Source organism: Carboxylicivirga sp., assembly GCF_982718395.1.
The window spans coordinates 1-14,809 of the sequence record NZ_CEXQWX010000147.1 but is presented as its reverse complement, the minus strand read 5'-3'; the positions used below and the strand labels follow the sequence as shown (position 1 = coordinate 14,809).

Below are 14,809 nucleotides of genomic sequence, written 5' to 3'. Positions count from 1 at the left end.
AAGAATACCTGCTACAACTATATTAGCGGAAAAGTACATCAACCAAGTAGTGGTATGGCCAGACCAATCGGAACACATATGGCCAGTGGATTTTCTTTAAACAATGGCAAGGAAGTATATTTTGACTACAACAACGGTGTTCAAGACTTGCAAACAACAAGTCACTTCCCTGATATGCCAGAGCAAATAATTAAAGCATCCCCATTATCCTTATGGAATTTAGCTTTAGAGGTTCATACCGGACGAATCTTTCAGGATATGATTGGTGCATTTTACATACTGATTGTGCCATTAGTTGGCCTCAGTACCATTGCATTATTAATTTCAGGACTCTGGATCTATCTAAGTAAATACAAAAAATGATCAGCAAGAATAAAGTTTCTCCTTAATTCTGCTAGCAGAATTTTACAGTCCCTTAGATAATGTAGATTTGTGTAGAAAATGGTCTCGCCTATTTGGTAGAATAAAAGTCTGCGGGAAAAGAAAAAACTTGCAAATCTTAGGCGTCAAGTAAAGATAAATTCAGAGTATTTTCTGTTTAAAACCTACCGGTACTTGCCCTCAAATGACATTACAAATACATCACTAGTACTGTACGTTATTTTTTTATAACCTTCCATTACTTTTTGCGTATTGCCACAAAAAGGTTTGTGTTGAAATGTGGGGAAAGCAATTTTTGAAGAGCATTAGAGCTGCTGTATTCGTCAGGTCAGAGAATTATGAAATTCCGAATCTGGTCCTGATACATATGCTTCATGTGACATTTAGCCTGATTATTACTTCTGCAATCTTTAATCCGTATTTTGGAGTTCCACTAACTGTTATTTACCTCAATTTTATTGCAGCCATTGTAATCGGGTTTATTTACTGGTTGGTTCGAGCAAAAGCAAAGTATAAATTAGGTCGCAGAATCTATCTTAGCTTTGTTTTGATAATTATTAATTTCCTATGGCTTGAAACTGAAGGAAGTTCGGGACCTGCGCTATTTTATGTAGTTGCTTTAATTCCAATCGTTACATTTATTGTAGATAACAGATACTTAAAACTTGCCTATGCCATCATTGGTATAAATGTTCCTGCATTACTTCTGATTGAAGCATATCAACCTCAATGGATAACCCAATATCCATCAGATTTACATCGTGTTCTGGATATTATGTCAGTATGCTTCGTGTTTATTGTCTTTGAAGTTCCACTAATAATTTATATTAAAAATGTTGTCATATCGCAAAGAAACAATGCACTTCATTCAGAAAAGGTAAAAACATCCTATATAACTAATTTAAGTCATGAGATAAGGACGCCAATGAATGCAATCTTAGGTTTCTCTGAACTACTTAATCAAAAGGATCTGCAGGAAGATGAACGCAGTAAATTTATCAACATTATAAATGATAACGGACAAACCTTACTAAGCCTTCTGAATAACATCATCAATATTTCAAAAATTGAAGAAGAACAGGCTAAAGTATCGTTAACAGCGTTTTCACCATATAACTTACTTAAACAAGTTCACGCAGCCTTATCCTTTAAGGCAAATAGTGAAGTGGATTTTCGCATTGTGGTCGATGAAGATCAAGACTTAAGCATGGAATCAGATACAATGTTTCTCTACCAGATTCTTAGCAACCTCACTTTTAACGCCCTTAAGTTTACAAACAAAGGTTATGTTCATATTGGTTACTGTACCGAAGACGAATATATTACATTCTTTATCAAAGACACAGGCATCGGGATATGTCAATCTAAACATGACAAATTATTTAATCAATACGAACAAATAAAAGAAAACAACCAATTGATCAACATTAATGGAACCGGGCTTGGATTAACCATTTGCAAAAGCTTGTCTGTATTATTAAAAGGTGAGCTTTTCTTTGATTCAGAAAAAAATATTGGCACAACATTTTATTTAAAACTACCAATTATGCATACAAAGGAGCTGATTCAACAACCAAAAAAGCAACCAGAATATACATTTAACAATCCCGCTTATTCTTTAACAAATAATAACATCAAATAAGTCACCTCATATCCCCCTTAAAGTGTCTTTACGATGTAAAACAACTCAACAACAAATGAAAAGTATTTTTAAGTTCCTACGGTATTACCGTTCTTATTTCTTCAATTCAATATTTATTGTCGCATTCGGTCTTTGCACACATTCTCCTGCACAAGGTAAGGTGGATAAGAAAGAAGGTATCAAACCAGGAAAACGTAAGGCCGTATTGATCCTATCTGATGGAAGTAAAATTGAATTGAATGCTACAGATTCGCTAAACTATACCAGGCAAAGCGTAGAATCTCTTTCTCAAAAATCAAATAGTAAAGGTGAGAAACCTTCACCCAATGACAAGACACAATCAATTAGCCCTCAAAAGGCTGATGAACAATCTAATAAAAAAAGAAATTACAAGATCGTAGAAGATGAGAAAAAGAATAGTTAACTATTCTTTTTCCTGCGTTTCTCCAATAACTGTAGCCACAGTAGCGTCACCAGTAACATTTACAACTGTTCGTACCATGTCCAGAATACGATCGACCGGTAGAATAATTCCAATCCACGCGGGGTTTAAACCAACTGAACTAAGTACAATCATTAACATTACCAGTCCGGCGCTTGGTATGGCAGCTGAACCAATGCTGGCTAGTGTGGCTGTCAAGATGATAGTGATCTGTTGAGCGAAGCTAAGGTCAATCATATGCATCTGAGCTAAAAAAACAACTGCAACTGCTTGATATAAACTGGTACCATCCATATTAACTGTTGCTCCAATTGGCAAAACAAAACTTGAGACCTTAGGGTCCACCTTTAAATTATCTTCAACACACTCCAATGTTACTGGCAAGGTAGCAGCGCTCGAACTGGTTGAAAATGCAAGCATCTGAGCAGGACTGATCCCTTTCAGAAATCCGCGATATGTCAAGCGCTTCACAAAGAATTTCATAACTGTTGGATAGATCACGAAAGCCATCAATAATAAACCACTTAAAACAGCCAAAGAATACCAACTAAGGCCTTTAAATAACTCAAATATTTTTGCAGGACTATCGCCCGCCATCTCAGAAACAATACCCGCCATTAATGCAAATACAAAGAATGGTGCTCCTTTCATAATCATGTCCACCATTTTCAGGAAAACATCACTCAGTCCATTGACAACATCAATAACAGGCCGAGCTTTCTCTTGAGGGATAAACAGTAATGCAATCCCAAAAAACAAAGCGAAAAAAATGATTTTAAGCATACTTCCATTATCGGACATAGCCATAAACACATTGCTCGGTATCATATCTTCAATAAACGAAAGTGGTCCGCTTTCTGCTTGTTTCTTAGCTTGCTTCATACGCGTTTGTACAGCTTCGTCCTCATCAAAACCTCTGCGTTTAGCTACTTCTGATATGATAGCCTTATTCGCCGGATCATCCAGCAGTTTTTTTGAATCATGTATTTCCTGACCTTCTTGCTGCGCCCATAATTCATACGCAATTCTGTTTTCCTTTCTGACACTGTCGTCCATCCACTCTCCTGGCTTGGCAAAATTAACTATTAGTAAACCTATAGAAACAGCAATAACAGTAGTAAAGAGGTAAAGCAGAAGCGTTCGTAAACCCATTTTCCCTAGTTGTTTAGGGTCACCTAAACCTATGATACCTCCAATAATGCAAAATAACACCAATGGAATTGCTATTAGCTTAAGGAGGTTAATAAATATACGTCCCCAAGGAGCCAACCAGTTAATAGTAAATTCACTCCATCCAAAAAAGCCAGATAGAACCGCCCAGATAACACCTAAAAATAGTCCAATAATAATTTTCCAATGAAGTGCTAATTTTCTCATTCGATGTATGTCGTTTTAAGTAAAGTCGCTAATTTACCAAAAAATGAAAGAATCCATAACCTTGTTTTCTCCTTCCATATAAAAACAAAAGGTTGCTCCGTTAAAGAAACAACCTTTCGACAAAATTCGCTTCAGAATTATTAGTTGTACACCTGAATATGACTTAGTAGCTTGATGTCATCAATGGATGAGTAATCATATTGATATAAACCATCGGTACCAATCATCAGTAAAATATCTCCAAGTGGAATAACATCAAATGCATTAATGTCTGAATAATGAGCCAACTGATGTTCATCAATCATCATAGGATCTTCTGCATCATATATCTTCAAGCCATCATTTCCATCACAAATAAAGAGTATGTCATCGTCAATACCCAAACCATACGGCTCCTTCATATTGTAAGATTTAACCATTTCGGGATACTCAATGGTCGAAATATCTATCACATTTAATTGGCTTTCGATAGCTCCACATAAATTACCTCCTCTAAGAGTGACATAAGCGTAATCATCTTCAACAACAACCGGATCACAAGCTGTAGCATGCCTGAATTCTGAAATATATTCCGGATTGGCAGGATTTTGCAGACTATATACAAACATGCCACTTTGGGCACCTATAAATAAAAGATCATTGTAGGGAAATAAAGTTTCTATTTGCCAGCTAATAGGTATTTGTTTCGTAAAATTGGGATCGGCGTTATTCTCAATATTAAACAAATGCAAGGAAGCTTTATCGATAATATATAGATAATCTTCATGCAATGTAAAACGTGCCATTGAACCGCCTGTTCCCGTTCCTGTCGAATTTACTTTTGCTGACGATAAAGCATCCATTGCAAAAAAAGTAGTCTCCCACATTGGAAATCGATGATAATACACTTCATCTCCGGTAACATCTACCGTTTCTTTAGTGACTTTATAACCTGTAATAACTCCTTTTTGCTCATCAATCTCACTAATGGTTCCGATACCTATTTCGGGAATAATGTATGGAAATACATCTTCATCACGATCGACCTCTTTTATGTTATCCATATCACTTAAATCAATGGTTAACAAGTCAACGTAACTATCGGCGTATAGCATATTACCTTTTATAGCTATATCTATATTTCCGGGAATATCTATAAAAGCCACACGCTGAGGATCACTCGGATCAGAATTGTTAATCACATGAATGCCCTTTTGGTATTCGTTTATAAATATAAATTGATCCTTAAAGTATATTTTCCCTGGCTGTTGAATGGTTTGTGCACTCTTCATCTGAAATGATGAACGCAGTGCATCATAACTCATGTATTCAGGTGTATAAACAGTATACGTTTCTTCAATTTTATCACTGCACGAATAGAAATTCAATGCAAGAACTAATAGCAGAAATAAACCAGTTATTCTTTTCATGATTTCAGGTATATTAAATGGTTAAAACAAAATACTTAATTGTAAACAGCGCGATTACAAACATTAAGATGGTCAAACGATTAAAAGGTTGCGTCATTTTTTTGTCTGACACGCAACTCTTAACAGTTTTTTGAATCTTAGAAGTAAACCTGATTCATGAAAACAAATCTTACACTACTATTTTTATTGCTACCCTGGTTACTACAAGCTCAGGAAGAAAATACCGAAAAAAAACAGAGTGGTTATTTTAACTACACCTCCATTGGCTCGTTAATCGGTTCGAAAAACGATGATAAAACATACATCACATCTCTTTTAATGGAGCACAATTACCAGTTTAATAAAAATTGGGCAGTTGGCCTGGTTACAGGTGTTGAATGGCTGGATGTAACAGTTATGCCTTTGGGACCAAACATTAAAGGATTTCTGCCGGGAACAAACGGCTCTTCATTCTTTGCCGGATTATCAAGCGGATATGCCTTTGCTCTAGAAGGAATGGAGTTTTACGAATATGAGATTAAAGAAACCAAAGGCGGCTATTTCTTAAATACCGAACTGGGATATATTCTTCCCAGTAAAAAGGATTACAGTGTATTTATAGCAATGGGATATCGTTACCACGAGTTTGAATTCGTTCGAGCTGACTGGGCTTTAGAAGAAGTTGAGCGAAAAACTACCTATAACCGCTTTTCTATTAGAATTGGTGTTCAGCTTTTTTAGTGAAATCCATGTAAAAAAATAGTTCCTTGCAGTAACATTGTATATGATACTGCAAGGAACCATCAACTTACTCTTTAAATAGTTTTGGTTTAGAAATATTCGTCACCAATATGTTTTCTCTGTGCTTTTTGCTTTTTGCTATTGAATGAATAGCTTATTCCCAGCTCTATTATCTGTCCTTCGTAATCGTAAACATATCCACGTCGAAGTAGAATCTGTTCTCCTTCATATGCTGCCGTATAACCTCCAGCCTGATTTGTACCCAAAATATCCAGTACTTTAGCAGAGAATGTCCATCCATTTAACTTTTTCGGCTTGTAATTAAGAGCCGCATTCAATGCTTCAAATTGTAAACTTTCTCCTTGTGGTGTTACTGAGGCTGATTTTATAGAATAATCGACCGTCAATTTCAAGGGTGCTGTAATCATCCATGTTGCGTTGGTTTTTACATTCCAGTTCGTGCTTCGACTATCACGACTTTCACCCAACAATTCATCATCAGCTATCACCTTAAAATCATAAACAGCCCCACCAACGAACAATTTCACTTTATTAAACACATCTAAGTTCAAGCCCAGTTCAGTTCCCAAAGCAGTTTGGTTTCCTGCATTGGTATAACTTCGTAATAAAACGCCTCCGGGGTTACCCATATCGTAAGCAACTCTGTTAACCCTATAGATGGCATTATCAACCCCGCGGTAGAAACCCGTTAGAGTCATGTTGCTCTTTCCAAACTTTCGTGTATAGTTAAGTTCTGCATTTAAAGTATACTCTGGCTTCAATAAGGGATCTCCCATTTCGTAAATCTCCTGATGTCGTCGATATAAAAATGGAGCCATATCTTTAGCTGGCGGGCGGTTTATACGACGGCTGGCCGCCAATGAAATACTATTCAGATCATTCAGGTCATATTGAGCATGTAGTGTTGGAAACAGGTCAAACTTGCGTTGCCTAAAATCAGTTTGGTTAAAATCACGACCTTCTCCTACATCTTTAAAGTAGCCATATACATATTCAAAATACTCGGTGCTACTTACATTCATCAGCTGATCCATATACTCCATGCGTAAACCCAAAATATAATTAAGCTTGCCACTTGTTCCCTGAAAATCAATGTAGGCGGAATAAACATCACGTTTTAAGTCAATACTGTTATCGTAGCTTTCAATACTTGGATCGCCCCAGTAGCCATTACCGACAATGGTATCGTAAGCAAATTCTCCATCTAAACGAACCCATTGTGGTTGAACACCCATGTTTATTTTATTTCCATTATCAAACCGGTGTTGATAATCGAATATAAAACGGTAAGCATTTAATGGTGTTTCATCACTTTGAAAAGAGTGAAAAGTTGGCTCATCATCATAATAGTAACGTTCGCCATCATATGGAAATTCCTTGTTATCGATCGTTTGCTTCAGGTTTGATGTCTCATAAATAAAGGATGTACTCCATTGCGATTGATCGTTAATTTTCTCAATATAATCAACACTCAGGTTACTAAACCAACCATCACGGTGAATATCGTTAGGGTTGTATATTTCCTCATATGTACCATCAATAGGTTCACCATCTGGTGTATCAGCGAAGTAAGCCTCATAGGCATAGTTAGCCGTTCGGCCGCTCGTACGTTTTGAATACTGGTAGCTGGCAGCCAGCTCTGCATTATCACTAACTTGATAGTTGACACCAAAGTTTGCCATCATGTTTGTATACCATTTAGGGCGCGAACCTGTACCATTCAATACATAGTATTTCCCTGGGTAGCCACTTACCGAATTTTCAGGATGCTGGTAGATATATGGATGAATAATTCCAATACCTTTATTGTTGCGTGATTGCATTGTAAGCGCCCCGCTAAGCGATAATTTATCCTTATTGTACATTAAGCTCACACCAGCATTGTAGCGGTTGTTATCAAGTTTTTGATGACTGTATACATCATCTTTATTCGTCCATGGTGTTCCTCCTATCATACCACTGGCCACAACTGAAAGGCCATCAGTAGCCCCTTTTTGAGTCGTAATATTTACAATGCCTCCTTTTCCTTGTGCATCGTAGCGTGCTCCCGGAACGGTAATTATTTCCACATCCTTAATTTGTCCGGCTGGTAATTGGTTTAAAATTTCACCAGCACTTGTCTGTGTAGGTTTGCCATTTATATACACTAAAAAATCGCTTGTTCCCCTTACAGAAACAGTACCTTCTCCATCTACAGATACTGCCGGTAATTTATCTAAGATATCCACTGCAGTTCCTCCTTCAGCCGTTGCAAAATCAGCAGCACGATAGGTTTTTCTGTCAATCTTTGTACTGGCTGTATGGGCCATCGCTTTGACCTCTACCCCTTCAATATTTACAGCCGATACACTTAGTTTCACCTTTTTAAGGTCAACATTTCTTGTTTCATTACCAATATTAATGTCATTAATTTCATTGGGCTGGTAACCTAAAAATGAGACCGATATGCTGTAGCTGCCATGATCAACGTTATCTAACTTAAAAGCTCCGTCATCATCTGTGACTGTCCCTGTTACAATATTGCCATTTTCGAGTAAGGCAATGTTGGCAAATGGAATTTCTTCATTACTATCTGCGTCAACTACACGCCCTTTAATCGTTCCTGTTTGTGCAAATGATGTTACAGCTATCAACAAAGCCCCAACAACACTCATCATGTGTGTATAATTCATTATTTGATGTTGATTAATAATTCTGCAGCAAAAATATTGCAATATCAACTGACATCATGGTATCATTTGACGTAAACATGGTATATATTTTCTTCCCTAAAACTTTTTCCTGAACTCCAAAGGTGTCAGATTCGTTTTTGCCTTAAAAAACTTTACAAAATGAGAAGGATCAGTGTATTGCAATTCGAAGGCTATTTCAGATATGGTATTTGATGTATATCGCAATAATCGCTTACTTTCTAACACTAAACGCTCAGCAATAATAGAACTGGCTGGTCTTCCTAATTCTTTTGTGCACATAGCGCTTAACTGCCGGTTTGATACACCAATTTGATCGGCATAAAAGCCAATTTCTTTATGTATTTTGTAGTTTTTATCTATCAACGATTTAAAAATTGTAATGCTTTTGTTTTCGGTAGCAATGGTATTTGAATTACGCAGCAGATCACATACCTTGAAAATGATAATATTTAAATAGCTCTTCAAAACCATCTCATTAGGTACTGTCGATTCGTATTCACTCATCAACAATTCAAAATCAGAAAGGATGCTTTTGTATTCTTTAGATATTCGCATGTGAGTTGGAATGTTAGATAATAACTGAGCTATATTACTAAACTCATCCATAAACTCTTCTTTAAATATCATTACGAAGCCTTTAGGTATTTGTGTAAAGTCCCAGCAATGGACTTGTCCACCACGTAAGTAAAAAAGTGTCGGAGGATTCACTTCATAATCCTTTTCGTCAATGGTATGAATTCCGGCTCCCTCATGCAGTATAATAAATTCATGATAACCTGCATGTTTGTGAGGTTTTGTTGGTTTAATTACCTCTTTCATCCGGCTTATTTTAAATACCTGCTCTTTCTCTATTTTGTTTTTCTTACCAATCGCCTCCATAAAACCTTAAATATTCAATAACGTGATTATCTAATTTCAATTGTACAAAATTAAATGTGTTATCAGAAGGAGTTGTCTTATTTTGCTCAATTTGTAGCAAAGAATCATCACATCTTGATCCTTCTTATTAAAACATGACAAAAATCCCCATAAATAGGGAGTTGGATAATTAAAGATTTTTTTCATTTTTGCATCGTGATAATTAAGCATATAAAATACCAAAAGGTCTTTAATAGACTCGCATTACTGCTGGTAATGATGTTTGTGGTGCAAATAACCACAAATGCTTTATTTTATCATACACATACGATAAATGGTAAAGTTTATAGCCACGCACACCCTGGTTGTGATGGTCATTCGCACAATTCGGCCGACTTTACTTTTTATCAACAACTTCAAACGATTTTATCAGAAGAAAAACCAAAACTTCTATCTGAAATACTTCCATACTACGTGAATAACGAACATGTATTGTATCAACAACAATTCTATTCTTTATTCGCAGATAGTAACAGTGGCAGGGCTCCTCCTGTTGCATAACTTCCTCCAACACATAAGGCATTGTTCTATCTGTTCAATAACGGATGGTAACCTGTATTCCATTATTGGAAAAATTTAAACCCAAATATTACTCACAATCTACGCAAAAGATTAAATTTTATAGAAATGAAGTACGGTATTGCGAAAGCATTATTACTAGTTTGTTTATTAGTATCAACAACTTTAACTGCCCAAACACCACCTCCTGAGCCTGTATGTAATCTAAAAGGTGTAATAACTTCAGAAGGTCAACCTCTGCCTTTTGCCACGGTAACAATCAATAATACAACTCTTGGAGTCGCTTCTGACATGGAAGGCGAATTCGAGTTAGGCTTTATTCCAGAAGGCGAATTTATTGTAAAAGCTCAGGCAATGGGTTATAAACCTATTGAGAAAACCATCACTTTTAAAAATGGAAGCCCTGTCAACATGGATTTTGATCTGGAAGAAGATGTATTAGGACTGGACCAAGTGGTTGTTACAGCAGATAGAAATGAGAAAAAGAGAAAAGAAGCCTCAACCATTGTAAATACACTTACACCAAAACTGCTAGAAAACACTCAGTCAGTATCTATTGGTGAAGGTTTAAATTATGTACCCGGATTACGTTTGGAAAATAACTGTCAGAATTGCGGATTCACGCAAGTCAGAATGAATGGACTAGACGGTGCACACTCTCAGGTATTGATAAACAATAGAGCAGTCTTCAGTAACCTTGCAGGTGTTTACGGGTTGGAATTAATTCCATCGAGCATGATTGAAAGAATCGAAGTTGTTCGAGGTGGTGGTTCTTCTTTGTATGGTAGTAATGCCGTGGCCGGTACCATCAACCTAATTACAAAAGATCCAATGGTAAATTCATACGATATAACAACTCAGTATAACTCTGTTGGTGTTGGAACAGATGGTGAAGCTCAGGGCGACTATTCTGTTAATATGAATACAACCATAGTAAGTGACAATAAAAAGACCGGATTAGCTTTATATGGTTTTTATCGCGATAAAGACCCATATGATGCTAATGATGATGGATTCTCTGAAATATCTAAAATAGAAAACTTAACCTTAGGTGGTCGTTTATATCACCGTATTGACTACCGTAATAAGATTACATTAGATTTTCTGCGTGTAAATGAGGAGCGTCGTGGTGGTAATATGTTTGACTCTCCTAATCATCAGGCTGATATCTCAGAGGCAGTGGAGCATAAAATAACAACGGTAGCTGGTACCTACGAGCGCTTTATCGGTACCGGAAGCATGCTGTCTGTATATGGTTCTACTCAAACAGTTGATCGCGCATCTTACTACGGTGCCGAACAAAGCTTACAAGATTATGGTCAAACAGATGGTACAACTTACAACATTGGTACGCAGTTTAAATCTGACTTTGGAAAAAACAGCATTGTAACAGGTATTGAACTGGTACACGATGATATGTTGGATCAGAAATTAGGATATCCTGATTATGAAAATCCAATTTATGGTGATGATGGAACAACCATTGAAGATTTCGAGCATATACCAAACACGATCATTACCGACCAGAATAAAAATGTATACGGTGTATTTGCACAATACGATCGTCAAATGGGTCCTGTTAAAGCATCATTAGGTGCTCGATTCGACCGTTACGAGATTACCGACCTGGATCATAAAGATGGAAACAATGACGGTAATGTATTTAGCCCACGAGTAAGCTTATTGTGGGATGTAATTCCTTCATTACAATGGCGTGTAAGCTATTCGCAAGGTTACCGTGCTCCACAGGTATTTGATGAAGATTTACATATTGAAACATCGGGTTCACGTAAAGTAGTTCATGCCAATGCTCCTGACTTAAAGCAGGAAACAAGTCACTCATACATGACATCACTTGATTTTAATCGTCGATTTGGACTTTGGAACGTAGGTTTATTGGTTGAAGGTTTTTATACTAATCTGGATGATGCATTTGCTCAGTCTCCAGAGTTTGATGAAGAAACAGGTGTTACTACATATGTACGAAGCAATGCAGAAGATGGAGCTGAAGTAAAAGGTGTGAACTTTGAACTAACAGCTTCTCCAAGCAGCAAGCTATTCTTACGCGCTGGTTACACTGCCCAGTCAAGCGAATTTGGTGAAGCAGTAGAATTAGGTGAAAAAGCTTTCTTGCGCACGCCTGATGACTATGGTTTCTTTTCGATTGATTACGGTGTAACAGACAGATTCACTTTGATTGCAAGTGGTACGTATACTGGAAAGATGAAAATTGGCTATTATGGAACCGAATACAACATGGGTGAAACTGTTCAAATATCGTATGTAGACCCTGAAGATGAATCAAATAACTATGTAAGATACGTGACTTATAATGGTGAAGATATTGAATTAAAGGATGGTGAAGAAGCTGGTGTTCTTCGCACTACTCCAACCTTCTTTGATTTAGGTTTAAAGGCTGAGTATGACCTGAAGATTGCAGGTTTACCATTTAAAGCATTTGCTGGTGTTAAAAACATCTTTAACTCATACCAAGATGATTTTGATTCAGGTAAAGACAGGGATCCTGCCTATATTTACGGTCCAACAAATCCTCGCACAATTTATTGCGGTATTAAACTAACAAATGTCTTTGGAGCACATTAAGCAATCTATTGATGACATAATAGAAAGCCTGGCGTTCGTCAGGCTTTTTTATTGCCACTACTCAACCATAGCGATAGTGATTTAAACATTTAAAACCGAATACTGTATTCGGCAGCAATTGCAAATTGACTTAATCCGTCCGGCCGTTTCTCTCTTGCAACGACTGGCCCACCAAGATTAAGCTCCACAAAAGTATTTTGAGTTAAATGATACTGAAAAAACACATTTAGGTTCAAAGTCAGGCCTTTTGAGTCATCAATGGTAATTTCTTCACCTTCAGAATTCTCGTAGCTATCATCACCAAAATGATAAATTGGAAGTATACTGGAAGAAAATATAATCTTTTCACTTAATTGAGTGGAATGTGATAAACGAAGTAATACATCGCCTTTTCTTTTATAGCCGTTAGTAGAAATATAAGGATCGCTTAAAATTCCATCGGGATATTCGTCAATTAAAAATGTATTACCATTTTGTGTCAAAGGCTGTTGCCAGGCGCCACTGATCGAGAATTTATTCCAGCTTCTGGTGATTCCCAGAATCATATCCGTTGTTCCCAGACTTGTTTGATAAGCCATTGGTAAAGGGCGACCATCTATTTTTTTGTTGGCATTGTTAAATGGTACCTTCACGCCTGCAGTAAAGTTTAACTCAGAACTAGCTGCCCAGGTAGCTGTTATTATTGCGTCGGCCAATCCGGTATTTGTAGTCAGTTCACCAAGGCGCATACCCAATAATAGTCTTGTACTCAGTGCCACGTTGCCCATATATCGGGTATATTCCAAATATGGCGAAAGTACAGTCACCTGGTATTGAGCAACACCATAAGTCATCCCAGTTTTAAATTGATTTTTAGCGGAGGAAGTCTCGTTGACTGATGGCTTTATAGAATGTATCGTACAAAAACCAGCATCACTACATCCCTGAGCTCTAACATCTGACATTAAAATCCACATACCAAATGTTAATTGGAGTATTACAAAAAAAGCTTTCATGTAAGAAAAATTAATTACACACCTATAGTCTGCTTTTCTTCGGAATACTTACAAATAAATGATATAAAAATTCATTTCGCGAAAGAGTTGACACTTATTCAACCAATAAACAACCAGTCGATTAGAATGGATGTTATACAAAATTCTTTACCCTGATACACAATAATAACATGGTTTATTTACTTAATTACAAGTAAAAATTAAGTAAATAAATCATTAAAATATTATCATATAAAATGATGAATGAGAACAGCTGGCCTTTTGTTAATTATAATAAATAATGTTTTTAATGGAACATTTAGCCAATTTAGTCTAAGAAAATTGGCTATTAGTCACAAACCATATAATAGCAGCTAATTGCAAACATTGTTTTCATTATATTCGTTTCATCTTTCCTGACAGGTTGTTTTCCCCTTGCCCCGTTCTCACACTCTATCCCTTGAGCGGGGCATTTTTATATATCCCAAAATTTATCTTTTCCAGGATAATTATACTTTACCCGCGCAACGTTAGGCGGAAACAAATAATATTCAACAATAGCAGAACTGCAAACAATCCCTTTTGAGTTTTCTATTTCCGTTTCGATTAGAGCATGCTTTTTGTTCTTCGATTTTAATCGAGCTGTTATTTTCATCTCACCAGCTGAAATATATAATGGGTTGTGATACTGAATTTCCATCTTACTTGTAACACCAGCAGTATCCAACATTGAATAAACAAACCAGCTGGCCAGCTCGTCCATTAATGTTGCTTGAATTCCACCATGAACAACATTCATATAACCTTCAAATTCAACTTTTGGTATCCAATAACTGAATACACTTTCTCCATCTGAATAAAACTCCAGTTGAAATCCTGTTTTATTATTGGGCGAACAGCCAATACAATTATACTGATCCCCTTTATGTTTTATAAAGGGATTATTAATCTTTTTTACTTGACTCATGCTATTCTTTTTTATTAATTGCTTCTGCTAATTTATTTAAACAATCATAAGTGCAAACCTGTTTGTAAAGAAAATCGTCAAGACCATTAAACATTACCTGTACAATTGATGTAAAATGCATACATTTACAATAGGTATATCC

12 protein-coding genes are annotated in these 14,809 nt (G+C 36.5%); 6 read left to right on the top strand and 6 right to left on the bottom strand.

Annotated features, from left to right (window positions below):
- The 3 genes from AC4MRQ_RS20260 to AC4MRQ_RS20250 form a co-directional block, all read left to right on the top strand.
- Window positions 1-363 (top strand): hypothetical protein (locus tag AC4MRQ_RS20260; protein ID WP_491199539.1); only part of this gene is annotated, 363 nt, incomplete at its 5' end.
- Between the two features lie 295 nt (window positions 364-658).
- A complete protein-coding gene (locus AC4MRQ_RS20255; protein ID WP_491199538.1) occupies window positions 659-2,023 on the top strand; it encodes a sensor histidine kinase in 1,365 nt (454 codons plus the stop codon).
- 55 nt (window positions 2,024-2,078) lie between these two features.
- Entirely contained in the window at window positions 2,079-2,447 is a 369-nt protein-coding gene (locus AC4MRQ_RS20250) for a hypothetical protein (protein ID WP_491199537.1), read from the top strand.
- Here AC4MRQ_RS20250 and AC4MRQ_RS20245 read toward each other — a convergent pair whose 3' ends face one another.
- Together AC4MRQ_RS20245 and AC4MRQ_RS20240 are read right to left on the bottom strand one after the other, a co-directional pair.
- Window positions 2,448-3,842 (bottom strand): dicarboxylate/amino acid:cation symporter, encoded by a 1,395-nt coding sequence (locus AC4MRQ_RS20245; protein WP_491199536.1) that lies wholly within the window; start codon window positions 3,840-3,842, stop codon window positions 2,448-2,450.
- A 140-nt stretch (window positions 3,843-3,982) separates the two neighbouring features.
- Window positions 3,983-5,251, bottom strand: coding sequence for an LVIVD repeat-containing protein (locus AC4MRQ_RS20240; RefSeq protein WP_491199535.1), 1,269 nt, complete (start codon window positions 5,249-5,251; stop codon window positions 3,983-3,985).
- 156 nt (window positions 5,252-5,407) lie between these two features.
- Between AC4MRQ_RS20240 and AC4MRQ_RS20235 the strand changes: the two genes are divergently transcribed.
- Window positions 5,408-5,971 carry a hypothetical protein gene (locus AC4MRQ_RS20235; RefSeq protein ID WP_491199534.1) on the top strand — a complete coding sequence of 188 codons (564 nt, stop codon included), beginning with the start codon at window positions 5,408-5,410 and terminating at the stop codon, window positions 5,969-5,971.
- A gap of 89 nt (window positions 5,972-6,060) precedes the next feature.
- On the opposite strand, the gene AC4MRQ_RS20230 is transcribed toward AC4MRQ_RS20235, so the two are convergent.
- The gene (locus AC4MRQ_RS20230; protein WP_491199533.1) at window positions 6,061-8,664 is read right to left on the bottom strand and encodes a TonB-dependent receptor; all 2,604 of its coding nucleotides are present in this window, start codon (window positions 8,662-8,664) and stop codon (window positions 6,061-6,063) included.
- 96 nt (window positions 8,665-8,760) lie between these two features.
- Complete coding sequence (locus tag AC4MRQ_RS20225) at window positions 8,761-9,504, bottom strand: helix-turn-helix domain-containing protein (protein WP_491199532.1); 744 nt, start codon at window positions 9,502-9,504, stop codon at window positions 8,761-8,763.
- A gap of 255 nt (window positions 9,505-9,759) precedes the next feature.
- Between AC4MRQ_RS20225 and AC4MRQ_RS20220 the strand changes: the two genes are divergently transcribed.
- Window positions 9,760-10,104 (top strand): DUF8478 family putative metalloprotein, encoded by a 345-nt coding sequence (locus AC4MRQ_RS20220; protein WP_491199531.1) that lies wholly within the window; start codon window positions 9,760-9,762, stop codon window positions 10,102-10,104.
- A gap of 126 nt (window positions 10,105-10,230) precedes the next feature.
- Window positions 10,231-12,726, top strand: coding sequence for a TonB-dependent receptor (locus tag AC4MRQ_RS20215; protein WP_491199530.1), 2,496 nt, complete (start codon window positions 10,231-10,233; stop codon window positions 12,724-12,726).
- An 89-nt stretch (window positions 12,727-12,815) separates the two neighbouring features.
- Here the strand turns inward: AC4MRQ_RS20215 and AC4MRQ_RS20210 are convergent, their stop codons facing one another.
- Window positions 12,816-13,721 (bottom strand): hypothetical protein, encoded by a 906-nt coding sequence (locus AC4MRQ_RS20210; RefSeq protein ID WP_491199529.1) that lies wholly within the window; start codon window positions 13,719-13,721, stop codon window positions 12,816-12,818.
- 454 nt (window positions 13,722-14,175) lie between these two features.
- A complete protein-coding gene (locus AC4MRQ_RS20205) occupies window positions 14,176-14,667 on the bottom strand; it encodes a PaaI family thioesterase (RefSeq protein ID WP_491199528.1) in 492 nt (163 codons plus the stop codon).
- Window positions 14,668-14,809: the final 142 nt, after the last annotated feature.